This is a genomic window from Amycolatopsis sp. CA-230715, assembly GCF_018736145.1.
GTDB lineage: Bacteria > Actinomycetota > Actinomycetes > Mycobacteriales > Pseudonocardiaceae > Amycolatopsis.
In genome coordinates this window covers 5,244,037-5,266,174 of record NZ_CP059997.1, presented here as the reverse complement: position 1 = coordinate 5,266,174, position 22,138 = coordinate 5,244,037, and the positions used below count along the sequence as shown (strand labels likewise).

At 70.5% G+C, this 22,138-nt stretch carries 23 protein-coding genes and 1 riboswitch; of the genes, 10 read left to right on the top strand and 13 right to left on the bottom strand.

The window, feature by feature from the left end; genetic code table 11:
- Position 1: 1 nt before the first annotated feature.
- From HUW46_RS25410 to HUW46_RS25395, 4 genes are all read right to left on the bottom strand, one after another.
- On the bottom strand, positions 2-1,066 hold the full coding sequence (locus tag HUW46_RS25410) for a hypothetical protein (protein ID WP_215541328.1): 1,065 nt from the start codon (positions 1,064-1,066) through the stop codon (positions 2-4).
- On the bottom strand, positions 1,059-1,646 hold the full coding sequence (locus tag HUW46_RS25405) for an RNA polymerase sigma factor (protein ID WP_254124898.1): 588 nt from the start codon (positions 1,644-1,646) through the stop codon (positions 1,059-1,061). The genes HUW46_RS25410 and HUW46_RS25405 overlap by 8 nt, the downstream gene beginning before the upstream one ends.
- A 145-nt stretch (positions 1,647-1,791) precedes the next feature.
- Positions 1,792-2,457 (bottom strand): LytR C-terminal domain-containing protein, encoded by a 666-nt coding sequence (locus tag HUW46_RS25400; protein WP_215541327.1) that lies wholly within the window; start codon positions 2,455-2,457, stop codon positions 1,792-1,794.
- 60 nt (positions 2,458-2,517) lie between these two features.
- A complete protein-coding gene (locus HUW46_RS25395) occupies positions 2,518-2,826 on the bottom strand; it encodes a DUF3263 domain-containing protein (protein WP_215541326.1) in 309 nt (102 codons plus the stop codon).
- Between the two features lie 213 nt (positions 2,827-3,039).
- Here HUW46_RS25395 and HUW46_RS25390 point away from each other — a divergent pair, with 213 nt between their 5' ends.
- Positions 3,040-3,603 (top strand): peptide deformylase, encoded by a 564-nt coding sequence (locus tag HUW46_RS25390; RefSeq protein WP_215541325.1) that lies wholly within the window; start codon positions 3,040-3,042, stop codon positions 3,601-3,603.
- A gap of 212 nt (positions 3,604-3,815) precedes the next feature.
- Here the strand turns inward: HUW46_RS25390 and HUW46_RS25385 are convergent, their stop codons facing one another.
- Positions 3,816-5,993, bottom strand: a complete 2,178-nt coding sequence (locus HUW46_RS25385) for a glycoside hydrolase family 15 protein (RefSeq protein WP_215541324.1) — start codon at positions 5,991-5,993, stop codon at positions 3,816-3,818.
- Between the two features lie 279 nt (positions 5,994-6,272).
- Between HUW46_RS25385 and thiC the strand changes: the two genes are divergently transcribed.
- On the top strand, positions 6,273-7,919 hold the full coding sequence (thiC, locus tag HUW46_RS25380; RefSeq protein WP_305858948.1) for a phosphomethylpyrimidine synthase ThiC: 1,647 nt from the start codon (positions 6,273-6,275) through the stop codon (positions 7,917-7,919).
- Positions 7,916-8,734: a bifunctional hydroxymethylpyrimidine kinase/phosphomethylpyrimidine kinase gene (gene thiD, locus HUW46_RS25375; RefSeq protein WP_215541323.1), complete on the top strand. Its 819-nt coding sequence runs from the start codon at positions 7,916-7,918 to the stop codon at positions 8,732-8,734. The genes thiC and thiD (HUW46_RS25375) overlap by 4 nt, the downstream gene beginning before the upstream one ends.
- 2 nt (positions 8,735-8,736) lie before the next feature.
- On the opposite strand, the gene HUW46_RS25370 is transcribed toward thiD (HUW46_RS25375), so the two are convergent.
- Together HUW46_RS25370 and HUW46_RS25365 are read right to left on the bottom strand one after the other, a co-directional pair.
- Positions 8,737-9,150, bottom strand: a complete 414-nt coding sequence (locus tag HUW46_RS25370) for a YkvA family protein (protein WP_215541322.1) — start codon at positions 9,148-9,150, stop codon at positions 8,737-8,739.
- Between the two features lie 214 nt (positions 9,151-9,364).
- Positions 9,365-10,378: a phosphatidylinositol-specific phospholipase C domain-containing protein gene (locus HUW46_RS25365; protein WP_215541321.1), complete on the bottom strand. Its 1,014-nt coding sequence runs from the start codon at positions 10,376-10,378 to the stop codon at positions 9,365-9,367.
- Positions 10,379-10,492: 114 nt separating this feature from the next.
- Here HUW46_RS25365 and thiD (HUW46_RS25360) point away from each other — a divergent pair, with 114 nt between their 5' ends.
- Together thiD (HUW46_RS25360) and HUW46_RS25355 are read left to right on the top strand one after the other, a co-directional pair.
- Positions 10,493-11,323 (top strand): bifunctional hydroxymethylpyrimidine kinase/phosphomethylpyrimidine kinase, encoded by an 831-nt coding sequence (gene thiD / locus HUW46_RS25360; protein ID WP_215541320.1) that lies wholly within the window; start codon positions 10,493-10,495, stop codon positions 11,321-11,323.
- 164 nt (positions 11,324-11,487) lie between these two features.
- Positions 11,488-12,297: an ion transporter gene (locus HUW46_RS25355; protein ID WP_215541319.1), complete on the top strand. Its 810-nt coding sequence runs from the start codon at positions 11,488-11,490 to the stop codon at positions 12,295-12,297.
- Positions 12,298-12,301: 4 nt separating this feature from the next.
- On the opposite strand, the gene HUW46_RS25350 is transcribed toward HUW46_RS25355, so the two are convergent.
- From HUW46_RS25350 to thiO, 4 genes are all read right to left on the bottom strand, one after another.
- Positions 12,302-12,733 (bottom strand): MarR family winged helix-turn-helix transcriptional regulator, encoded by a 432-nt coding sequence (locus HUW46_RS25350; protein WP_215541318.1) that lies wholly within the window; start codon positions 12,731-12,733, stop codon positions 12,302-12,304.
- 352 nt (positions 12,734-13,085) lie between these two features.
- Entirely contained in the window at positions 13,086-13,862 is a 777-nt protein-coding gene (locus HUW46_RS25345; RefSeq protein WP_215541317.1) for a thiazole synthase, read from the bottom strand.
- Between the two features lies 1 nt (position 13,863).
- Positions 13,864-14,064: a sulfur carrier protein ThiS gene (thiS, locus tag HUW46_RS25340; protein ID WP_215541316.1), complete on the bottom strand. Its 201-nt coding sequence runs from the start codon at positions 14,062-14,064 to the stop codon at positions 13,864-13,866.
- Positions 14,064-15,161, bottom strand: coding sequence for a glycine oxidase ThiO (thiO, locus tag HUW46_RS25335; RefSeq protein ID WP_215541315.1), 1,098 nt, complete (start codon positions 15,159-15,161; stop codon positions 14,064-14,066). The genes thiS and thiO overlap by 1 nt, the downstream gene beginning before the upstream one ends.
- A riboswitch (TPP riboswitch) is annotated at positions 15,159-15,266 on the bottom strand. It overlaps the preceding gene by 3 nt.
- 30 nt (positions 15,267-15,296) lie before the next feature.
- Between thiO and thiE the strand changes: the two genes are divergently transcribed.
- Both thiE and HUW46_RS25325 read left to right on the top strand, forming a co-directional pair.
- The gene (gene thiE / locus HUW46_RS25330; protein WP_215541314.1) at positions 15,297-15,962 is read left to right on the top strand and encodes a thiamine phosphate synthase; all 666 of its coding nucleotides are present in this window, start codon (positions 15,297-15,299) and stop codon (positions 15,960-15,962) included.
- Positions 15,959-16,270 carry a hypothetical protein gene (locus HUW46_RS25325; protein ID WP_215541313.1) on the top strand — a complete coding sequence of 104 codons (312 nt, stop codon included), beginning with the start codon at positions 15,959-15,961 and terminating at the stop codon, positions 16,268-16,270. The genes thiE and HUW46_RS25325 overlap by 4 nt, the downstream gene beginning before the upstream one ends.
- Positions 16,271-16,304: 34 nt before the next feature.
- On the opposite strand, the gene HUW46_RS25320 is transcribed toward HUW46_RS25325, so the two are convergent.
- Positions 16,305-17,237: a hypothetical protein gene (locus tag HUW46_RS25320; protein WP_215541312.1), complete on the bottom strand. Its 933-nt coding sequence runs from the start codon at positions 17,235-17,237 to the stop codon at positions 16,305-16,307.
- A gap of 149 nt (positions 17,238-17,386) precedes the next feature.
- On the opposite strand from HUW46_RS25320, the gene HUW46_RS25315 reads away from it, so the two are divergent.
- The 3 genes from HUW46_RS25315 to HUW46_RS25305 all read left to right on the top strand — a co-directional run bounded on the left by HUW46_RS25315 (position 17,387) and on the right by HUW46_RS25305 (position 20,574).
- Positions 17,387-18,337, top strand: a complete 951-nt coding sequence (locus tag HUW46_RS25315; protein WP_215541311.1) for a threonine ammonia-lyase — start codon at positions 17,387-17,389, stop codon at positions 18,335-18,337.
- A 105-nt stretch (positions 18,338-18,442) separates the two neighbouring features.
- Entirely contained in the window at positions 18,443-19,327 is an 885-nt protein-coding gene (locus HUW46_RS25310; protein WP_215541310.1) for an esterase/lipase family protein, read from the top strand.
- Positions 19,328-19,395: 68 nt separating this feature from the next.
- A complete protein-coding gene (locus tag HUW46_RS25305) occupies positions 19,396-20,574 on the top strand; it encodes a PucR family transcriptional regulator (protein ID WP_215541309.1) in 1,179 nt (392 codons plus the stop codon).
- On the opposite strand, the gene HUW46_RS25300 is transcribed toward HUW46_RS25305, so the two are convergent.
- Positions 20,537-22,054, bottom strand: coding sequence for an MFS transporter (locus HUW46_RS25300; RefSeq protein ID WP_215541308.1), 1,518 nt, complete (start codon positions 22,052-22,054; stop codon positions 20,537-20,539). The two genes, HUW46_RS25305 and HUW46_RS25300, sit on opposite strands and share 38 nt — an antisense overlap.
- Positions 22,055-22,138 lie beyond the last annotated feature (84 nt).

Below are 22,138 nucleotides of genomic sequence, written 5' to 3'. Positions count from 1 at the left end.
CTCACTGGGGTTTCGCGCCGATCGACGGCACCACCGCGTAGTCCATAGTGGACTCCAGGAACTTCGCCCCTGGCCTCGCCGGAGGATCTATGACCAGCATGTCGCCGGAACCGCTGGGGACGTGATTCACGGTGTTGCGCTGGCCGATGAACCGCGCGTAGACGGGATCGAAGAAGAGCGTCTCCTTCATCATGCCGCGGTTCGCGCTGAGCGAGATGGCTGCCGCGCCGTCCGGCGCGTGCGCGTTCTTGTCCACCGTGACCCACGGGTGGTAGGCCAGCGCGCCGAAGAACGCCGCGCGCAGGTCGTGCGGCATCCAGCCGTCGTTGAGTTCTTCGGCCATCAGGTCGAAGAACTCCCCGGCGCTGTTGCCCGCGGTCGCCGCGATCTGCGCGAAAAGCGCTTTCGGATCGCGAGTCAGGTTCAGCAGGAACCGGTGCGACGGCGAGGACAAGCCCCCTTCCGCGTTCCAGCTACCTCCTGCCCCGCGCGGTGGTGAGTACTCCCCGCCGCGGGCGGTCCAGGTCTTCGGTTCCATGGCGCCGCCGTTGGTACGCCGCCAGTCCCGGTCGACATCGGCGCCAGCCGGAACCCAGGTGGTCACGACATCGGTGACCGGGCCGCCATTACCAGGCTGCAGTGTGCGCGCGTTCACGTACAGGTAGCTGCCTGGCGGCATCGGCGGGTCGGCCGCGATGCGGGCGAGATCCGCGGCGGCGTTGTAGGGCTTGTCCGACATCGGCGGCAGCGGCACGTCGACCCCGGTCGGCTCCGGTGGCGGTGTCGCGTACCCGCTCGCCGGGGCGACGTATCCGCCGTGGTCGATGTTGTCGAGCACCACCGCGGTGCCGCCCGCGAGCAGGGCCAGCGCGGCGGCGGCCGACGCGAACGGCAGAACGCGGCGGCGCTTGCGTTCCCCTCGCGGCGCGAACTGGAGGACGGTGACCCCCGGGTGGGTTTCTTCGGCGATCGCAGCGAGCAGCGCGGCGCGTCCGGCATCGAAGGCCTGATCGGTCATGTCGGGAACCTTGGCGCGTAGCTTCGCGAGGGTGTCTTGGTCAGGCATGATCGTTTTCCTCGTGCTGGTCGGGAAGGTGCCTGCGGACGGCGCGGCGGGCGCGGTGCAGCCGGGTGCGAGCGGTCGCGGCCGGGATGCCCAGTGCCTCGGCGACCTCCGTGGAATTCAGCTCGGCCCACGCGACGAGCAGCAGCACGTCGCGGTCGTCCGGGCGGAGCTTAGCGAGCGCGGCCGCGAGCGGGCCGGTCAACGAAGCCGCGTGCGCGCGCCGGACCGCGAGGACGTCCGCGGCCTCGCCCACCTCGACGGCCGCGGATTCCCTGGCCAACGCGCGCAGGCCCCGGACCTCACTGCGCCGGTGCCCGCGCAGCAGGTTGGTCGCGATGCCGAACAGCCAGCCCCGCACGGTCCCCAGGTCCGGGCGGTACTTCTCGCGCGTCCGCCACGCGACGAGGAAGGTTTCGGCGACCAGATCGTCCGCTGTGGACGGATCCAGCCGTCTGCTGAGGTAGCGGTGCAGCGATCTGGCGTGGGTGTCGTACAACCTGGTCAGAACGGCGCCCGCCGCGATCCCGGTCAGCGGCGGGCGCTCCAGATCGTCGTCCACCGGCACGCTCATAGCGGTCATACTCGGCTCTTGACCGAAGCCCGCGCGAGTGTTCGCGGAAATTCCGAGGCGCTTCGCTCCTGCCGGGCAGAAGCTCCTGATGCCGTGATGGCCACCATCACGGCACTGAATGCCGTCATGGTGGCCATCAGGGACTTCGGGCGGGTCAGCTGCCCTTGTTGTTCGCGCTGCCCTTGTAGTCGTTGGTGACGATCACGATGACACCGGGGCTGGACTGCTGGATGCCCTGGAAACGGGGCTCGGCGCGCATGCCGAACGACGCGGCCAGCGCCTTCGCGGCGGCCTCTTCGTCGGTGCCGGGGCGGAAGAAGGCGGTGGTCGTCGGGATGATGCCCGACGGGTAGCCGCTCACCTCGGCCACGTTCCAGCCCTGGCGCCGCAGATCGTCGGCGGCACGGGCGGCGAGGCCGTGGATCATGCTGTTGTTGTAGACGCGCACGGTGACCCACTTGGCGACGACCTGCTGGTTGCTGCCGGTGTCGCCGGGCTGGCCACCCGGCTGCCCCGGTGCGGGCGGGCCGCCGGGCTGGCCGGGGGCGGGCGAGGCGGGCGGGCTGCTCGGCGGCGGGGTCGCCGAAGAGCTGGACGGCGGCGGCGACGACGAAGCGGGCGGCGAGGACGGCTGCCCCGGTGGCGGGCTGGCCTGGTTCGGCGGCGCCGACGACGAGGGCGACGGCGCCGCGTTGTTCTGGTCGGAGTCGTTGCCGGTCAGCGCGACCGTGGTGCCGACGACGGCGGCGAGGACCGCGACGCCGATCAGCACGATCCCGCCGAGGCGGAACGGACGGGACATCCCGTCAAAGAAGCTCATGGAAGTTCTCCCCGCGGTCGTCACCGCTCAGGACGTGCTCACCGCGGTCGTCGCCGCCGCTCATGGGAGTTCGATCCCCAGTTTCCGTGCCGCCCTGTTCCGCTGCCGCGCGGCGCGCATCTTGCGCAGCCGCTTCACGAGCATCGGGTCGGCGCTGAGGGCTTCCTCTTTGTCGATCAGCTGGTTGAGCACCTGGTAGTAGCGCGTCGACGACATGGCGAAGAGCTCGCGGATGGCCTGTTCCTTGGCGCCGGCGTACTTCCACCACTGGCGTTCGAAGGCCAGCACTTCCTGCTCCCGGCGCGTGAGTCCCCCGGCCGGTTCGGGAGGGGATGGCTGTCCTTCCGCCATCGACTCCGCCGCGTCCATCTGACTCCTCGCAATCAGGTTCGCGCTCGTTGCTGGCACGCCGGTGCTCCACCGCGTGCGACCCGGACGCAGCCGAATCACACGCCTGTCATTCCCGCGCCCGGCCATTGAACCACGCCGGGCACGGTCACGGTCGGTATCTACCCCGGCGCGTCACGGACCTCCATGAGTACCAGAGCCCACCGACAGAAACGCCGAACTAAACTCCCGCCCGTGACCGTTCATCCCATTCGCATCGCAGGCGACCCGGTGCTGCACAACCCCACCCGCGAGGTGACGGAGTTCGATGACGCGCTGCGCACCCTGACCGACGACATGTTCGAGACCATGTACGCGGCCGAGGGGGTGGGGCTCGCGGCGAACCAGATCGGCATCGACCTGCGGGTCTTCGTCTACGACTGCCCCGACGACACCGGCAAGCGGCACACCGGCATCGTGGTCAACCCGAAGCTGGAGACCTCGGAGATCCCGGAGACCATGCCCGATCCGGACAACGACTGGGAGGGCTGCCTCTCCGCGCCGGGCGAGTCGTACCCGACCGGGCGCGCGAGCTGGGCGAAGGTCACCGGCTCCGATATCGAGGGCAACCCGATCGAGGTGGAGGGCACCGGCTACTTCGCGCGGTGCCTCCAGCACGAGACCGACCACCTCGACGGGTACATCTACCTCGACCGGCTCGTCGGGCGGCACGCGCGCGCGGCGAAGAAGATGCTCAAGTCGAACGCGTGGGGCGTGCCCGGCAACAGCTGGCTGCCGGAGCCAGCCGCCAGCTCCTAACGCGTGTTTCAGAAGCGGCGGAGCCGTTTGAGGTTGGGCCGTCAGCTCGCACCGCCGGAGGTTCTGACGTGGTTCCTGGCGAGGACAGCGCCAGCGTGGTGAAGACACTGTCGCGCGCAGCGCGTCCGTGAGGGGCGGTGGTCGGGCTGGCGGGTGGGCCACGTCAGGTTCTCCTACCCGCACCGCCACGCAAACCACGTCCAAAACACTTACTAACAGCCGACGTACCGGCAGCGCACGGCGCGGGGTTGTTCGGTCACCGCGCCCTGCTGGACGTCCCAGGCGAGCCGCAGGTACTGGGCGTGCGTCCAGGCCAGCGGTGTCGCCGACGCGTTGGGCCGCCCGGTGGGGAACCCCGGCCGTCCCGACGGCGCGTTCTCGTCCCACACCTGCTCGGGCATGGTGTCGCCCGCGCTCGCGACGCGGCCCAGGTCTCGCAGCCGGCGCTGGGCCGATTCCTTGTCGCCGTTCGCGAGGTCGTACTCGCCGCGTTCACCGGCGAGCAGCGGCCACAGCCGTCCGAACGTCGTCCTGCTCTCCGCGGGGAAGGTGAAGTCCCACGGCGAGCCGTCGGCGAGTTCGCCGTAGCCGTCGGCGGTGTAGCGGTGCCAGAACTGACCGGTGGGCGTGGTGAACGCGATCTGCCCGTCGGTCACCTTGACGCTGTTCCGGATGGTCGGGTCGCCGGGCGCGTAGACGCCGAGCCGCACCAGGTCCAGGAAGCCCGCGTCGGTCACCGCGCGCTGGTCCATGGTGATGCTCGAGTTGCCGAGGTTGTACTTCGCGCCCGAGTTCGCGTCACCGTCCTTGGTGAGCCGCACGAAGTACGGGTCCTTCGACAGCGGGCCGTTCGTGGTGACGGTCTGCGCGGGCAGGTCGTGCCGGAACCTGTCCGCTGCCGCGAGGTAGCGATCGGCGTCCGCCGCGGCACCGTTGTGCTTGGCCAGTTCCGCCGCGCACACCAGTCCCGCGATCACCGAAGCGATCGTCGACGGCGAGTACCCGTCCTGCTCCTCCCAGCGCTCCTGCTGCGTGTACGGCGACGGCTGTCCCTTTTCTCCCTTGTAGGACAACAGGAACTCCGCAGCTTTCCGCACGCCCTGCCACGTTTTCGCATCCGTCCGCCCGAGTTGGGCGGCGAGCACGATCGGGAACGCGGTTTCGTCGAGCTGAACGGACTTCCACACCGGCGTTCCGTCCACTTTGGAATTCTGCGGGAAGTGGCCGTCCGGGAGCTGCTGCGTTTCGAACAGGTACGCGAGCGCGCGCTCGGCCGCCCGCCGGTCACCGGCGGCGAGCAGACCGGTCGCGATCTGGTAGAGGTCGCGCGGCCACACCAGGTGGTAGGTGCCCGATGGCGAGAAGTCGCCGTTGTTGTTGCCGAACCGCCACGGCATGCTCGGCGACGCGACGAACGCGCCGGGGTTTTGCTTGTCTTCGCTCGCGGCGAGCATCAGCACGGACGCGCGGTAGAGATCGCGCTCCTTGCCGGTCCGCAACGAACCCGGCGCGCCGGGCAATCCGTCGAGGTAGTGCCGCCAGCCACTTTCGTTGGCGTGCTGGACGGACCGGAATCCCTGCCGCAGACTGCCTTTCGCCGCTTCCGCCGCCGGGGCTTCCCCGGCGCCGAGCCCGATCGCCAGCTCGACGTGCCGCGAGCGCAGCCCGTCGACGGCGGCCTGCCCGGTCTGCACGACGTTGCCGCGCTGGGCCGCGGCGTACGGTTCGAGCTTGCGGGTCTTGGTCAGCTGGGTGATGCCGTCCGACGCGCCGGAGTAGCCGACACTGGTCTTGGTGAACGCGGGGCTCGCGGCGAACGCGGCGGCGGTTTTCGCGTCGTGGGCGAGCATCGCGGTGCCGTCGACCCGTGCCGAGTCGTCCGCGCCGTCGTTGGTCAGGTCCGGGTCCAGCACCGCGTACAGCTCGTACGGGCGGCCGGTGAGTGAATCGAAGTCGACGCTCACCGAGACGCTCGCGCGCGCCGGGTCGGTGACGTAGGTCTTGCGCAGGCGCCATCGGCCGCGGTCGTCGGTGATCGTCTGCCGGTAGGTGAGCGTGTCCGTGCCGACGCGCTCGACCCGCTGGGACTTGGCGGTGGCATCGACGGTGGCGAAATCGCGGCCGTCGGTCACCACGAAGTCGAGCGAACGGATCGACGGCGTGGACAGGTCCGGGTAGTACACCTCGGACATCCGGCCACCCTGCAGGGTGAACCACGCGGTGCTCGCCGTGCCGCGCGAGCCGCCGAACCCGGTCTTGTCCGCGGGCAGCCAGCTCGGGTGCGCGCCCGGCGCGCCTGGCGCCTCGTCCCGCTGCGTGGCCACCGCCGACGCGGGCACCAGACCCGCGACCAGGAGCCCGCCGAGTGCGGCGGCAACGACCTTGCGCATCCCTCGCCCCTCTCTGCACCGTTACAGAAGCAGTGCGAGTCTTGCCCGGATCGACCGGATCCGCATGGGCTGATCCGGTGAAATCTTCACCTGCTACGGGGGAAACCCGGACTTGAGTAGTTGCCGGGCGCGTGGCATGGTCGGGGGACAACTTCAGAAACAGACAGCGGGAGCTCGCGCTTTGGCGGGCTGAGAGGGTGGCTGGTGTCCGTATCCCGGACCCGGCGCCGCCGACCGCATGAACCTGACCGGGTAATGCCGGCGTAGGGAGTGAATGTCTTGACGACGCTGGAAAACAACGCCCACGTGCAGCCGAGCGTGACCACGGGGCCGATCGTCGGAAGCCGCAAGGTCTACCACCGCACCGAATCCGGGCTGCGGGTTCCTGCCCGCCGGATCGACCTGTCGAACGGGGAGCACTTCGACGTCTACGACACCTCCGGCCCGTACACCGACGCCGAAGCCGAGATCGACGTCCACAAAGGACTGTATCCGCTTCGGGCTGGCTGGGCCGACGGCCGCGAGCACAAGACCCAGCTCGGCTGGGCGAGGGCGGGCGCGGTGACCAGGGAGATGGAGTACATCGCCGCGCGCGAACGGCTCGACCCCGAGTTCGTCCGCGACGAGGTGGCGAGCGGGCGCGCGGTGATCCCGGCCAACCGCAAGCATCCCGAGAGCGAACCGATGATCATCGGGAAGAACTTCCTGGTGAAGATCAACGCGAACATGGGGAACTCGGCCGTCTGGTCCTCTGTGGAGGAAGAGGTCGACAAGATGGTGTGGGCCACCCGCTGGGGCGCCGACACGATCATGGACCTGTCCACCGGCAAGCGGATCCACGAGACGCGCGAGTGGATCGTCCGCAACTCGCCGGTGCCGGTCGGCACGGTGCCGATCTACCAGGCGCTGGAAAAGGTCAACGGGGAGCCGGAAAAGCTCACCTGGGAGATCTACCGCGACACCGTGATCGAGCAGTGCGAGCAGGGCGTCGACTACATGACGGTGCACGCGGGCGTGCTGCTGCGCTACATCCCGCTCACCGCGAAGCGGGTCACCGGGATCGTCTCGCGCGGCGGGTCGATCATGGCCGCCTGGTGCCTCGCGCACCACCGGGAATCCTTCCTGTACACGCATTTCCGCGAGCTGTGCGAGATTCTGCGCGAGTACGACGTGACGTTCTCGCTCGGTGACGGGCTGCGTCCCGGCTCGATCGCCGACGCCAACGACCGCGCGCAGTTCGCCGAACTGGAAACCCTCGGCGAGCTTACGCACATCGCTCGCGAGTACGACGTGCAGGTGATGATCGAAGGCCCCGGCCACGTGCCGATGCACAAGATCCTGGAGAACGTGCGGCTCGAAGAAGAGCTGTGCGGCGAGGCGCCGTTCTACACGCTCGGTCCACTCGCGACGGACATCGCACCGGCCTACGACCACATCACCTCCGCGATCGGTGCCGCGCAGATCGGCTGGGCCGGTACCGCGATGCTGTGCTACGTGACGCCGAAGGAGCACCTCGGGCTGCCGAACCGGGACGACGTGAAGACCGGGGTGATCACCTACAAGATCGCCGCGCACAGCGCCGATCTCGCCAAGGGGCACCCGCACGCGCAGGAGTGGGACGACCAGTTGTCCAAGGCGCGCTTCGAGTTCCGCTGGAACGACCAGTTCAACCTGGCGCTCGATCCGGACACCGCGCGCGCTTACCACGACGAAACACTGCCTGCCGAGCCCGCGAAGACGGCGCACTTCTGCTCGATGTGCGGGCCGAAGTTCTGCTCGATGCGGATCACCCAGGACATCCGCAAGTACGCCGACGAGCACGGTCTGTCCACTGTGGAGGCCATCGAAGCTGGTATGCAGGAGAAGGCCGCCGAGTTCGGTGAGCACGGCAACCAGGTGTACCTGCCGGTGGTCAGCCAGCCGTGACCGCGACACCCCGCACCGCGCTGACCATCGCCGGTTCCGACTCCGGTGGTGGCGCGGGCATCCAGGCCGACCTGCGCACGTTCTTCGCGTGCGGGGTGCACGGGCTGGTCGCGCTGACCGCGGTCACCGTGCAGAACTCCCTTGGCGTGCAAGGGTTCTCCGAGGTTCCCGTAGACACGGTGACCGGCCAGATCAAGGCCGTCGCCGAGGACATGGGCGTGGACGCGGCCAAGACGGGCATGCTCGCCACCGCCGAGATCATCTCCGCGGTGGCGAGCACCCTCGACGATGTCCACATCGGACAGTCGTTCGAGACGCCGTTCGTGGTGGACCCGGTCGCCGCGTCCATGCACGGCGATGCCTTGCTACGGGAGGAGGCGCTCGAAAAGATCCGCACCGAGCTGTTCCCCCGCGCGACACTGGTGACGCCGAACCTGGACGAGGTCCGCCTGCTCACCGGCGTCACCGTGACCGGCGCCGAATCCCAGCGCGACGCCGCGAAGGCGCTGCTGGAGTTCGGGCCGCGGTGGGTGCTGGTCAAGGGCGGGCACCTGTACGACGCGCCGGACTGCGTGGACCTGCTCTCCGACGGCACCCAGTTCGTCGAGCTGTCCGGGCCCCGGCACGACACGGAAAACACCCACGGCGGCGGGGACACGCTCGCCTCGGCGATCACCGCGTCGCTGGCGAAGGGCCTCGGCGTGCCGGACGCCGTCGCCGACGGCAAGCGGTTCATCGAACGCGCGGTGGCGGAGTCCTACGCGCTGGGCAAGGGCGTCGGCCCGGTTTCCCCGTTCTGGCGGCTCGCCCACTGACGCTATCGGCGCAGGCCCGCGATCCGGGTGAGGGCGGCGAAGCCGTCGTCGGTGCCGGGCCAGTGCGCGCGGACGGCGTCGATCCCGGCACGGCGGACGACGCCGCGCAGCACGACGGTGGTGATGATCGCGTCGTCGGCGTAGCCCAGCACGGGGATGAAGTCGGGCACCAGGTCGATCGGCAGGGCGAGGTAGGCCAGCAGCAGGCCCAGCCTGATCCGGACGCCCCTCGGCAGGGTCCGGTCGGCGGCGAGGCGGCGCAGCAGGCGAAGCACGTCGGGCAGCAGCCGCAACGCTTCGGAGAGCAGCCCGCCGCGCGGCCGGGCGAGCACCAGCACGACCACGAGCGCGAGCCAGCACAGCACCAGCGCCGCGGCGACGCCGATCAGCAGATCCCACCAGAACGACCCGGTCATAAGGGTTTCACCGTAGGCGATCGCGAACGTCCGCAGGGACTTCCGGGGACCTCGATCGGTGGCCTCATGGTGGCCATCAGGGACGCCAGCTCCACGATCTTCTCTGCTCTGGCAAGGGCTTCTGCCGCCTCGGCGATGCCCCGAAGGTGGCTTTCGGGGACTTGAGCGCCCCGAAGGTCACTTTCGGGGCAGACTGGGCCCGCCCGGAGAACCGTCAGCCGCGGGGCAGGACCTTGCTCAGCACCGGGGAAAGGCCCGCCCAGTCGGAGGTCAGCACGGACGCGTGCGCCTTCGCGAGTTGCGCCGCCCGGTCGGCCGCCTGCTGTTCGGTCGGGTTCCGCGAGTCGATCTTGGGTGCCACGTTGTGCGCGTCCGTCATCACCAGCAGGTAGTGGTTCCGGTCGTAGAAGGACGTGTCGATCCCGTTGACGTACGCGCTCGCGTCGCCGTCGAACGCGACGAACCACGGCCGCAGGCCCGCGTCGGCGTACTTGCCGCGCGGGTCGCCGCCCGCCGCGCCGTGCACGGCGGGGAAGATCTGCCCGTCGCCGAGTTTGCCCGCCGCGGCGAGCGAGCGCAGGTGACCCGCGTACTCGACGTCCGTCTTGAGCGTGTCCGTCGGGTTCCCCTCTTCGACGGTACCCGGGATGATCTCGACGATCACCTTGCCCCGCAAGGCATCGCGCGACGGCCAACCGTCCACTTTGGACGCTTCGTCGAGCGAGGCGTGCCCGCCGAGCAGATCGGCCGGCCGGTAGACCGCGCCGCCGAGGTGATCGCGGAAGGTCTGGTCCATCCGGTCGGGACCCAGCCCGGTGTTCGCGGAGAACCCGGTCTTCATTTCGAGCTTCAGCACGAGCGGGCCCTTGTCGGGATGCGCGGCGAACCAGACCCTGATGTCGTCGAGGCAGTGTTCGAGGTTCTTGTTCTTCCCGCCGGTGTACAGGTCGGCGGGCGAGGACGCCTCGACGCAGTTGTTCGAATTGCCGAACGGGTTGCTGTGGCTGACCTTCCACTCCTTGGTGAAGATGTCGGGCCACACGTCCAGCTCGATCAGGCCGGTGCCGGCGTCGAGCGCGCGGGCGAGGTAGTCGTAGGTACCGGTCTCGTAGGTGTTGTGCACGCCGACCGAGGTGCTGCCGGAGAACTTCGCCGGATCGGCGTTCGCCGTCCCCGCCAGCGCACCCGCCGCCAGTACACCCGCCGCAACCACCGCGAACCGCCGCATACCTGAGTTCCCTTCGAGTTCGTCCCCGTACACACTCTGCCCAGCAGGACACGGCCGCGCGAAGAAAGGGCAACCAGTTGGCTCACAACGGAAGGCGGGAGGGAAACTGAGGGCATGACAGCAGCCAGTCCCCCGTCCGCGCTGACCATCGCGGGCTCCGACTCCGGCGGGGCCGCGGGCCTCCAGGCCGATCTGCGCACCTTCCTGACCTGCGGCGTGCACGGGCTCGTCGCGGTCACCGCGGTCACCGTGCAGAACACCCTCGGCGTGCACGACCGCGCCGACCTGCCGCCGCACATCGTGGCGGGCCAGATCGGCGCGGTCGCCTCCGACATGGGCGTCGGCGCGGCCAAGACCGGCATGCTCGCCTCCGCCGAGATCATCCGCGCGGTCGCCGCCGCCTGCGACGAGCACGAAATCGGCCGCGACCACCGGATCCCGTTCGTCGTCGACCCGGTCGCCGCGTCCATGCACGGCCACCCGCTGTTCGACGAGGACGGCCTCGCCGCGGTCCGCGACGAGCTGCTCCCCCGTGCGACCGTGCTGACCCCGAACCTCGACGAGGTGCGCCTGCTCACCGGCACCGAGGTCCGCGACCGCGAGCAGATGTACGCCGCCGCGGTCACCCTCCAGCGGCTCGGCCCGCGCTACGTGCTGGTCAAGAGCGGTCACCTGGTCGACGACCCGGAATGCGTCGACCTGCTCTTCGACGGCTCCACGTTCATCGAGCTGCCCGGCCCCCGCTTCGACACCCCGCACACGCACGGCGCCGGCGACACCATGGCGTCCGCGTTGACCGCGGGCCTCGCGCGCGGCATGACCGTCCCGGACGCGGCGCGCTTCGCGAAGGCGTTCGTCAGCAAGGCCGTGGAGAACTCCTACCCGATGGGCGCCAAGGTCGGGCCGGTCTCCGCGTTCTGGCGGCTGGCGCCGGAAGCGGACTGAGCACGCGGGCGAACACCGTTGCCGCACAAGAAGAACACGGACAGACACCCCATTTTTCTGGGTACGGCTTTGGCCTTCACCAGTGCGCGCGAGTGGGCTCCGCGCGCCGCTCGATAGCATCCGGTCGGGTATTTGCGACTCCTTTACCGGATCGGGGGATGGTCTTGACCGGACGAGACCGGGTGGCGCGGCTGGTCGAGAGCAGGCGCTTCGGCAACTTCATCATCGCGGTGATCGTGTTCAACGCGGCGACGCTGGGCATGGAGACGTCGACGAGGCTGCTCGCCGAGTTCGGCGGCCTCCTGCACACGCTCGACCACATCGCGCTGAGCATCTTCGTCGCCGAACTGCTCGCGAAGCTCTACGCCTACCGCGGCCGGTTCTTCCGTGATTCGTGGAACGTGTTCGACCTGGTGATCATCGGGATCGCGGTGATACCGGCGACCGGGCCGTTCGCGGTGCTGCGCGCGCTGCGGGTGCTCCGCGTGCTGCGGCTGATCTCCGTGGTGCCGTCGATGCGCAAGGTCGTGTCCGGCCTGCTCACCGCGATCCCGGGAATGGCTTCGATCGCGGCGCTGCTCGGGCTGATCATCTTCGTCGCGGGCGTGATGGCGACCAAGCTCTTCGGCGGCATTTCGCCGGACAACTTCGGCGATCTCGGCACGTCGCTGTTCACCCTGTTCCAGGTGATGACCGGCGAGGCGTGGCCGGACATCGCGAAGGAGATCATGACGCAGGCGCCGATGGCGTGGATCTTCTTCGTGGTCTACATCCTGGTGTCGAGCTTCGCGGTGCTGAACCTGTTCATCGCGGTGGTGGTGAGCGGGATGGAGAGCGAGCTGCGGGAGGACATCCGCGAAGAAGAGGCGAAGCAGGCCGAAGAGCAGGCCGCCGCGAACCGCGAAATCCTCGACGAGCTGCGCGCGCTGCGGGCCGAAGTCGCCGAGCTGCGGGCGGGGGCGCCGACCGGCTGAGCGCTCACTCTTCCTCGGAGATGAGCGCTTCGAGCGCGGGCAGCGCCGCCGTCAGCGCCTGCTTCAGGTCGTCGGGGAGGCGTTCGAGCCGCCGGTCCAGCTCGTGGATCCGGGTCGAGCGGACCCCGGAGATCATCCGGACCCCCTCGTCGGTGACCGTGGCGAGCCACGCCCGCCGGTCGACGGGATCGGCCTCACGTCGCACATAACCGGATTCCACGAGCGACGCGACAATTCTCGACATTGTGGCCGCCGCCACACCTTCTTTCGCGGCGAGATCACCGAGCCGGAGCTGGCCGTAATGGCTCAAAGTCGCCAGCGCGGAGATCGCGCCGTGCCCGGGACCGGGCGCGCCCGCCTGCCGCAACGACCGGGAAAGCCTGCCCACCACCAGAAACAACCTGCCCGAGACATCCTGCGCGGACGACGTGGTCATGGAAGCTCCTGGAATGGTCTAGTCGGACAAAGCGCCGACAACCATACGTGTCCGAGCGACAGAATCAGGTAAAGGTTCGTCCGTGGCGCATTACAGTTCCATCTATCGATGCATGCGTTCTCCCCCCGGAGGTGCCGCTGGCGCGTGTTTCAAAAGCGGCGGAGCCGCTTGAGGTGGGCCAGCCCCTTGCACCGCCGGAGGTTCTGACGTGGTTCCTGGCAAGGACAGCGCCAGCGTGGTGAAGACACTGTCGCGCGCAGCGCGTCCGTGAGGGGCGGTGGTCGGGCTGACGGGTGGGCCACGTCAGGTTCTCCTACCCGCACCGCCACGCAAACCACGTCCAAAACACTTCCTAGCGCGGCGGGCTGGAGGCGTGCGCCCAGAAGCGCTGGGGCACGCGGCCGCTCGCGCGCGCGAGCCTGCCCGCGATCACCGCGGACCGCATCGCGTACGCCATCCGCTCCGGGTCCTGCGCCCTGGTGACCGCCGTCGAGAGCAGTACCGCGTCGCAGCCCAGCTCCATCGCGAGCGTGGCGTCGGAGGCCGTGCCGATCCCGGCGTCGAGCACCACCGGCACCCCGGCCCTCGACACGATCAGCTCGATGTTGTGCGGGTTCCGGATGCCGAGGCCGGTGCCGATCGGCGCGCCGAGCGGCATCACGGCCGCGCAGCCCGCTTCTTCGAGCCGCAGCGCCAGCACCGGGTCGTCGTTGGTGTAGACCAGCACCGTGAACCCGTCGGCGGCCAGCCGTTCGGCCGCGTCGAGGGTTTCGACGGGATCCGGCAGCAGGGTCCGCTCGTCGGCGTGCACTTCGAGCTTGATCAGGTCGGTCTCCAGCGCCTCGCGTGCGAGTTGCGCGGTCAGCACGGCTTCGGCGGCGCTGCGGCAGCCCGCCGTGTTCGGCAGCAGGCGGATGCCGAGCCGCCGCACCAGGTCCAGCACGCCGGAGCCGCCTTCGACATCGGCGCGGCGCATCGCGACGGTGGTCAGCTCGGTGCCGGACGCGACGAGCGCGCGTTCGAGCACGCTCAGGTTCGCCGCGCCGCCGGTGCCGATGATGAGCCGTGACGCCAGTTTGTGGCCGCCGATGACGAGTTCGTCGCCGGTGCCGTCGAAAAGTTCGGTCATGTCAGCCTCCTTGCACCGCGGTGAGCACTTCGAGCCGCGCGCCGGGGGCCAGTACCGTTTCCGCCCACGCGCCGCGCCGGACCACCTGCCCGTCCACCGCCACCGCGACCCCGCGCGGCTCGGTGCCCAGTTCGGCGAGCACCTGCGCCACGGTCGCGCCGTCGGCGAAGGACCGCCAGTCGCCGTTGACCTGGAGTTCCATCAGTTCACGCACCTTTCGGCTCTGCCGGGCGCCGCCGCCGCGACGTGCTCCGGCAACGGTGTCCCGTCGAGCATCGCGAGCACCGCGTCCGCGGTGACCGGCGCGAGCAGCAGGCCATTGCGGTGGTGCCCGGTCGCCGCGAGCACGCCCGGCTCCAGCTCGCCGAGCACCGGAAGCGTGTCGACGCTGGCCGCGCGCAGCCCGGCGGCGATCTCGGTCAGCTCGTACTCCGCGATCGACGGGAAGATCCGCTCGGCGCCTTCCAGCAGCTCGCGGACGCCCTTCGCGGTGACCGTCTCGTCGAACCCGGCTTCGTACTGGGTCGCGCCGAGCACGACCTCGCCGTCGGCGCGCGGCACGAGGTAGATCGGCCTGCCCTCAACGACGGCGCGCACGGTGAGCCCCGGCAGGGGAAGGCAGCCGCGTGCCGGTTTCAGCCGCAGGATCTCCCCCTTCAGCGGGCGGACGAGCCCGGCGAGCGCGGGGTGCAGGCGGCCGCTGCGGGCACCGGCGGCGATCACCACCACGTCGCACCGCAGCTCGGTTCCGGCGATCACGGCACCGGGCCGGATCTCGGTGACCTCGTGCGGCACGAACTCGACGCCACGACGGCGCGCGGCGCGCAGCAGCGTGGTGAGCAGTTTCCGGTTGTCCACCGCCAGATCCCCGGGCACCGACAGTCCACTTCGGACGGACAGGCCGGGAACCAGCCGCCCCAGTTCGCGGCCCGTCAGCGGTTCGGCGGAGCGGCCGAGCGACAGCAGGTACTCGCCGAGCACCCGCAGTTGCTCGGCGTCGGCGCTGTCGTGCGCGACGACGACGGTCCCCGCGCGGGACAGGCCGGGGTCCCCGGCGTCGGCGGCGAGGTCCTCGGCGAACCCCGGCCACCGCCGCAGCGATTCTCCGCCGAGGTCGAGGGTGTCCTCCTCGCCTGGCCAAGCCTCGGTGACGGGAGCGAGCATGCCGCCCGCGAGCCAGGACGCGCCACGACCGGGCTCCGGATCGACGAGCCGGACGCGGTGGCCGGCCGCCGCGGCGCGCCACGCCACGGACAGCCCGATGACGCCACCACCGGCGATCACGATGTTTTCGCTCATACTTCCGATCACGCTCCCTGCGCCGGCATTACCCGGATCAGGTTCCACGGTCGGAGCGGTGCGGCTCCCTCTCAGCCCGTGCCTCGGGCTCCCGTGCGGACCACCCCACCGTAGCGCGCGGGCTACCGTGGCGCCATGCCTGGCTTGACTGGTGAACAGATCCGGAAACGACTCGACGACGCACGCCTGTACCTGTGCACGGACGCGCGGCGGGACCGCGGTGACCTGGCCGAATTCGCCGACGCGGCGCTGTCCGGCGGCGTCGACGTGATCCAGCTGCGCGACAAGGGAGCCGACGGCCCGCTGGAGGCGAAGCACGAGATCGCCGCGCTCGAGGTGCTCGCCGAGGCGTGCGCGCGGCACGGCGCGCTGCTGTCGGTCAACGACCGCGCCGACATCGCGCTCGCCGTCGACGCGGACGTGCTGCACCTCGGGCAGGACGATATTCCGGTGCCACTGGCCAGGCGCGTACTCGGCGACGCGGTGGCGATCGGCCGCTCCACCCACTCCGAGGCGCAGGCGCGCGCGGCGTCCCGCGAAGACGGCGTCGACTACTTCTGCACCGGCCCGTGCTGGCCGACCCCGACGAAACCGGGCCGCGACGCGCCCGGCCTCGCACTGGTGCGCGCGGTCGCCGAAGCGGGCACGGCGCGGCCGTGGTTCGCGATCGGCGGCATCGACGGCGAACGGCTCCCGCAGGTGCTCGAAGCGGGCGCGAGCAGGATCGTCGTCGTGCGGGCCATCACCGGCGCCGAGGACCCGGCTGCCGCGGCGCGCGCTCTTCGTGGACGGTTGTCATGAGCGCGCGCCGATCCGAAGCCGCCGCTCTCGCGCGGATCGGCGAAGTCTTCCTCGACGCCGACCTGCCGCCGGTCACCGTCCGGATCCCCCGCGACCTCGCCGACGAAGCCGTGGCCGCGTGGCGCCGCGACGACTCGGATCCGGTTCCCGCGACGGAAGGACCCCGTGACCGGCAGGTGCGGCACCAGGCGGGCGCGCTCGCGCTGATCGGGCTGGCGATCTCCGAACGGGGCCGCGCCGAGGGCGGCGAGGTGGTCGTCGATCTCGCGCCGGACCTGGTCGGACAGGCCATCGACGCGGTGGACTGAGCACGGCCCCGGACTCCGGGGCCGTGCTCGCGGGTCATCCCGCGTTCGTGTCGTCCCCGGCCCCGCGGCCGGGGTTCCCGCCGTTGCCGCTGTTGCCCTGGGTGGGCGGCGCCTCGGACTGCGTCGGCGTCGGGGTGCTCGACGACGACTTCGGCGTGCTGGGCGCGGTCGACGGCGTCGACGTGCGCGGCGGCTGCTGCTCACCGCTCGTCGGCGGCGCCTGCCGCTGGCTGCTCGGCGGCGTGCTCGGCGAACCGGTCCGGTCGTCGCCGGGGTTCTCCCGCGACGGTGGCGCGGGCTGCTCGGACGGCTTTTCCTGCTGCTTCCCGCCGCCGAACAGGTGCCCCGCGGTGGTGCCGTTGCCGCCGGAGATGGCGTTGCCCGTGGTCAGCTCGAAACCGGTGATCAGCACGATCGCAGCGACGAACGCGACCGCGCTGGTGCCGATGATCAGCGGCCACCGCAGCTTCCGCAGCTTGCCCGGCTCGTCCGGCGGCGGCATCGTCTCGCCCGGTTTCGGCAGCTGCACGGTGGCTTCGCCGTCGGGGCCCGGTATCGGCAGGTGCACCGTCGCCTGCTCGTCCTGGTCGGCGGTCGGCCACGCGGTCGCACCGTGCTGCGCCGTGCGCTGCTGCTGGCCGGGCCACTGCACGGGCAGTGCCCTTGTCGCGCGCGCGTCCTTGACCGCGAGCGCCTTCGCCAGGTCCTTCGTGCGCTGCGCGGCTTCCTTCGTGCGGTTGAGCGAGCGCAGGTACAGCTCGCCGCCGACCGTGGTGATCACGCTCGCGATACCGGCGCCGACCACCGTTCCCGCGACGCCGATCGTCGAGCCGAGCACGGCGGCGGTCACCGCGGCCAGCGCCGCCGCCACGACCTGTGCGATCTTGATCTTCGACTTCTCCGCTGAAGCCGTTTCCTGCTCAGTCTTTCTGTCACCCTCCCCGGGGGAGGAAGTTGAGTTCGCCATGGTTCCGATCTGGTAGCCCGCGGACGTCTTCTTTATCCAACGGTTATGTCGCCTGGGAAGGTTCCCTCGTTGCCCGGCAGTGAGCAGGACCACTCCGAACGTCCACAATGGACTGGCATGGGCTCACAATTCCTTGACATAATCGGAACATGAACCTGGTGACGATCGAGGAAATCCGCGCGGCCGCGGGCAGGATCGGCGCGCACGCGCTGCGCACCCCGCTGCTGCCGCAGCCGTGGGCGACCGGCTCCCCGCTGTGGCTGAAAGCCGAAAGCCTGCAGGAAATCGGCGCGTTCAAGATCCGCGGCGCGTTCAACGCGATCGCCTCGCTCGACGAACCCGCCCGCACTCGCGGCGTCGTCGCCTATTCGAGTGGCAACCACGCGCAAGCGGTGGCTTTCGCGGCGAAGCAGTTCGGCATTCCCGCGGTCATCGTGGTCCCCGACGTCACCCCGCGCATCAAGGTCGAGGCGACCGCCGCGCACGGTGCCGAAATCGTCGAAGTGCCGATCGGCGAACGCGAATCGCGCGCCTACGAAATCGCACGCGAGCGCGGGCTCACCCTCATCCCGCCGTTCGACCACCGCGACGTGATCGCGGGCCAGGGCACGATCGGCCTGGAGATCGTCGAGGACCTGCCCGAGGTGGAGGTCGTGCTCATCCCGGTCAGCGGCGGCGGGCTCGCGTCGGGCATCGCCACCGCGGTCAAGGCGCTCAAGCCGTCGGTGAAGGTCTTCCTCGCCGAACCCGAACTCGCCGCCGACACCGCGGAGGGCCTGCGCGCGGGCGCCCGCGTGGACTGGACCATGGACCGGCGCGCCCGCACCATCGCCGACGGCCTGCGCTCGCAGCCGTCGGAGCTGACCTTCGCCCACCTGAAAGCGCACGCGGACGGGATCGTCACGGTCAGCGAGAACGAGATCCGCGAGGCCGTGCGGACGATCGCGCACAAGGCAAGGCTGATCTCCGAGACGAGCGGCGCCGTCGGGGTCGCGGCTCACCTGTTCCACGCGGACGAGCTGCCCCAGGGCAGGACTGTGGCGGTGCTCTCCGGCGGGAACGTGGACCCGGAGCAGCTCGCCGAACTCCTTCGTTTGTGATCGTTCACGAGAAGTGACCCCGGACTCTGGACCGCACCCGGTGTTGTCCAGGTCACTCGCGGACATGATGGGAGCCATTGCCCGCGCGTGACGAGGAGGTCACCCATGCACGACCGCAAGTCAGGAAGGCTTCGCGTGCTGGCGGCCGCGGCGCTCACCGCGGCCGCCACGTTCGCCGGTCTCGGCGTCGCGAGCGTCCCCGCGGAGGCCGCGGTCTCCCACGGTGCGGTGAACGACTGGTCGTGCACGCCGTCGGCGGCACATCCCGAACCGGTCGTGCTGGTGCACGGCATGGGCGCGAACGCGGACGTCAACTGGTTCCACAACGGACCCGCCCTCGCCGGTCAGGGCTACTGCGTGTTCGCGCCGACCTACGGGACCGGGCTGCTCGGCCCGTTCGTCGGCGGCATGCAGCCGATGCGAAAGAGCGCGGCCGAGCTGAGCGCCTACGTCGACAAGGTGCTCGGCAAGACCGGCGCGGCGAAGGTCGACATCGTCGGGCACTCCGAGGGCAGCACCGTGCCCGCCTACTACCTGAAGCACCTGGGCGGGGCGGCCAAGGTCAAGCACTTCGTCGGCTTCGGCGCCAACTACCGGGGGACGACACTTAGCGGGCTAAACGCGCTCGCCAAGGAGCTACTGAAGCTGCCGGGGATCGGCGATCTCGTGAAGGCGGGCTGCGGGCCGTGCGACGAGTACCTGCCCCCGTCGTCGTTCCTAGACGAGCTGGCCGAAGGCGGCATCTCGGTGCCGGGACCGACCTACACCAGCATCGTCAGCAAGGGCGACCAGGTGGTCACGCCGTACACAAGCGGCGTGCTCGGCGAACCGGGCACGACCGACATCGTGCTGCAGGACAAGTGCCCATCGGACGTCGTTGGCCACCTCGGCCAGGCCGTCGACCCGAACGTCACCGCGCACATCCTGAAGGCGCTCGACCCCGAGCACGCGCCGGCGCCGAAGTGCACCCCGTTCTTCCTGCCGGTGTGAGTCTTCTTACCGCCACGCTCGTTATCCCCAGCAGGTTGTGAACTGTCACGAACCTGCGAGGAGGGTCGATGTCACGCGAGCGGGAACTGATCGGCGAGATCGTGGCCAGGGTCGACCTCGAGGGGATCGCGCTGCGGATCGTCGATCAGTTCCTGCCGTCGGTGCGCGGCTACGCCCGGATGCCGTCGACGCTGCTGCACGGCGAGGTCCTCGCCATCACCGGGCGCAACCTGGAGGTGGCGAGGCACTGCATCCTCGACGACCGCGGGCCGAACAGCGCCGAGTTGGAGGAAATGCGGCTGTCGGCGAAGCAGCGCGGCCGCGACGGCCTGCCGCTCCAGGACGTTTTGCGGGCTTATCGTCTCGGCGGCAGGGTCGTCTGGGCGGCGCTCACCGAGGCGGCCGCCGGTGACGAGGAGCAGCACGTCCTGCTGCACGTCGCGGACCGCGTGATGGGCTACATCGACGCCGTGTCGACCGTGGTCACCCTCGCCTACGTCGAAGAACGCGACGAACTCATCTCCGAGCGCGAGACGACCGCACGCGCTCTGCTCGAAGCGCTCCTCGACCCGCTGGCCGACTCCGACGAGCTGAACCGCCGCGCCGAACGCGCCGGGTTCGGGCTGTGCGAGTCCTACCGCGCGTTCGCGATCTCGGTCCCGGAGTCGGCGCCGGGCACGCACGGCAGGCTGGCCCGCGACCTGCGCGCGCTCGGCCTGCTCGCGCTCACCGAGGCCGACCGGATCTCCGGCGTGGCGGCCACGGAGGTCACCGCGGCCAGGCTCACCCGGCCCGGTGCCGTCGCCACGCTCAGCGAGCCGGTGCCCCGCGAGGACCTGCCCGGCGCGCTGGAGCTGGCTCGCCTCCGGGTGCAGACCGCGCTCAAGCTCGGCCACCGCGGCGTGCTCGACGACACCGACCTGCTTCCCGCCCAGCTGCTCGCCCGCTCCCCGCAGCTCGCGAACACCCTGCGCGAACGCGTGCTCGGCCCGCTCCGGAAACCGGGACGGCAGGGTTCGCCGGAGCTGGTCCGCACGCTCGAAACCTTCGTCGGCTGCAAGCTCGACCGCAGGCGCGCGGCCACCGCGCTGACCATCCACGCGAACACCCTCGACTACCGGCTGCGGCGCATCGAACAGCTCACCGGGCTCACCCTCGCCGATCCCGGCGACCTCGCGCAGATCGTGCTCGCGCTGTACCAGGATCGGCTCAGCCAGCCGAATGGTGCTTCGACCGGACGTGCGTAGGCGGCCCGTCGACCCCGCAGTGCAGGCACTTCCCCGGTTCCGGTGCGGCTTCCTCCGGTTGCGGATCCGCGTCCGACGAGGCGAGCACCTTGTTGTGCACGCCGAGCGCCACGAGCCCGCCCGCGACCGCGAGCGCCGCGCACACCACGAGCGAGATCCGCCAGCTCGAGGTCAGCGCCACCGGGTCGGAGTAGGCGGCGCCGCTCAGCCCGGCCACCGCGGGCAGCACCGCGATGGCGAGCAGGCCGCCCGTCCGCGCGATCGCGTTGTTGACCCCGGAGGCGACCCCGGCGAAGTGGTCGGGGGCTGCGGCGAGCACCGTCGCGGTCACCGGTGCGACGACGGTCGCGAGCCCGAGCCCGAACACGACGACAGCGGGAAGCACCGTGCCGACGTAGGAGGCGCCCGGCTCGACGCGCATCAGCAGGAGCATTCCGGCCGCGATCAGGAACGGGCCGGTGACGAGCTGCGCGCGCGGCCCGATCCGCGCCGCGAGCGCGCCCGAGCGGCTCGACAGCAGCAGCATGATGATCGTGATCGGCAGCCCGGCCAGTCCCGCCGCGGTCGGGTTGTAGCCGAGGGAAACCTGTAGCTGCAGGACCATCAGCATCATCACGCCGCCGAGCGCCGCGTAGACCACCAGCGTCAGCGCGTTGGCGAGGGTGAAGGTGCGGTCGCGGAACAGCGACGGCGGCACAAGCGGGTCGGCGGAGCGCAGCTGGATCCGCACGAACCCCGCCATCGCGAGCACGCCGAGCACCCCCGCGCCGAGCACCACCGGGTCGCCGCCCCCGCGTGCGGGCGCTTCGACCAGTGCGAACGTGATTCCGGCCAGCCCGAGCGCGCCCGCCGCCGACGCCGTGAAATCGGGCCTGCCCTTCGTCTCGGCGTCGCACGACTCGGGCACGTACTTCTTCGCGAGCCACACGCACACGGCGGCGAGCGGCAGGTTGATCAGGAACGCCAGCCGCCACGAGCCGAGCTGCACGAGCAACCCGCCGAGCAGCGGGCCGACGGCGGCCGCGATCCCGCCGAGGCCGGACCACGCGCCGATCGCGCGCGCCCTGTCCTCGCGGGCGAACGCCGACTGCAGGATCGCCAGGGAACCGGGCGTCAGCAGCGCGCCGCCGATGCCCTGCAGGATCCGGGTGGCCACGAGCATGCCCGTCGACACCGCGGCACCGCACAGGACGGACGCGACGCCGAACCAGATCACGCCGATCACGAACAGCCGCCGCCTGCCGTAGCGGTCGCCGAGCGAACCCGCGATGAGGATGAGCGCGGCGAGCGAGAGCAGGTAGCCGTCGAGGATCCACTGCAGACCGGCGACGGAGGCGTGCAGCTCGGCGCCGATCCGCGGCAGCGCCACGTTGACGATGGTGCCGTCGAGCATGGCCATGCCGGACCCGAGGATGGTCGTGGCGAGCACCCCGCGCGCCACCGGCGTGCCCCAGCGCACCACGTCGGCCGGTGCCGTCATCGGCTCACCCCCGTCTCTTCCCGGTGGCAGTATCCCCGCGCCGCCCCACCCGCCGCACCTCCGCGCGCCGGGCCGCCTGCCTGC

What these genes read in the sequence shown, in the direction of transcription:
- HUW46_RS25400 (WP_215541327.1), bottom strand. Translation starts at nt 2,457, where the DNA reads ATGAGCTTCTTTGACGGGATGTCCCGTCCGTTCCGCCTCGGCGGGATC.
- HUW46_RS25350 (WP_215541318.1), bottom strand. Translation starts at nt 12,733, where the DNA reads ATGACCACGTCGTCCGCGCAGGATGTCTCGGGCAGGTTGTTTCTGGTG.
- HUW46_RS25365 (WP_215541321.1), bottom strand. Translation starts at nt 10,378, where the DNA reads ATGCGGCGGTTCGCGGTGGTTGCGGCGGGTGTACTGGCGGCGGGTGCG.
- HUW46_RS25300 (WP_215541308.1), bottom strand. Translation starts at nt 22,054, where the DNA reads ATGACGGCACCGGCCGACGTGGTGCGCTGGGGCACGCCGGTGGCGCGC.
- HUW46_RS25320 (WP_215541312.1), bottom strand. Translation starts at nt 17,237, where the DNA reads ATGGCGAACTCAACTTCCTCCCCCGGGGAGGGTGACAGAAAGACTGAG.
- HUW46_RS25305 (WP_215541309.1), top strand. Translation starts at nt 19,396, where the DNA reads ATGTCACGCGAGCGGGAACTGATCGGCGAGATCGTGGCCAGGGTCGAC.
- thiE (WP_215541314.1), top strand. Translation starts at nt 15,297, where the DNA reads ATGCCTGGCTTGACTGGTGAACAGATCCGGAAACGACTCGACGACGCA.
- HUW46_RS25405 (WP_254124898.1), bottom strand. Translation starts at nt 1,646, where the DNA reads ATGACCGCTATGAGCGTGCCGGTGGACGACGATCTGGAGCGCCCGCCG.
- HUW46_RS25310 (WP_215541310.1), top strand. Translation starts at nt 18,443, where the DNA reads ATGCACGACCGCAAGTCAGGAAGGCTTCGCGTGCTGGCGGCCGCGGCG.
- HUW46_RS25385 (WP_215541324.1), bottom strand. Translation starts at nt 5,993, where the DNA reads ATGCGCAAGGTCGTTGCCGCCGCACTCGGCGGGCTCCTGGTCGCGGGT.
- HUW46_RS25325 (WP_215541313.1), top strand. Translation starts at nt 15,959, where the DNA reads ATGAGCGCGCGCCGATCCGAAGCCGCCGCTCTCGCGCGGATCGGCGAA.
- HUW46_RS25315 (WP_215541311.1), top strand. Translation starts at nt 17,387, where the DNA reads ATGAACCTGGTGACGATCGAGGAAATCCGCGCGGCCGCGGGCAGGATC.
- HUW46_RS25395 (WP_215541326.1), bottom strand. Translation starts at nt 2,826, where the DNA reads ATGGACGCGGCGGAGTCGATGGCGGAAGGACAGCCATCCCCTCCCGAA.
- thiS (WP_215541316.1), bottom strand. Translation starts at nt 14,064, where the DNA reads ATGGAACTCCAGGTCAACGGCGACTGGCGGTCCTTCGCCGACGGCGCG.
- thiD (WP_215541320.1), top strand. Translation starts at nt 10,493, where the DNA reads ATGACAGCAGCCAGTCCCCCGTCCGCGCTGACCATCGCGGGCTCCGAC.
- thiO (WP_215541315.1), bottom strand. Translation starts at nt 15,161, where the DNA reads ATGAGCGAAAACATCGTGATCGCCGGTGGTGGCGTCATCGGGCTGTCC.
- HUW46_RS25345 (WP_215541317.1), bottom strand. Translation starts at nt 13,862, where the DNA reads ATGACCGAACTTTTCGACGGCACCGGCGACGAACTCGTCATCGGCGGC.
- HUW46_RS25410 (WP_215541328.1), bottom strand. Translation starts at nt 1,066, where the DNA reads ATGCCTGACCAAGACACCCTCGCGAAGCTACGCGCCAAGGTTCCCGAC.
- HUW46_RS25370 (WP_215541322.1), bottom strand. Translation starts at nt 9,150, where the DNA reads ATGACCGGGTCGTTCTGGTGGGATCTGCTGATCGGCGTCGCCGCGGCG.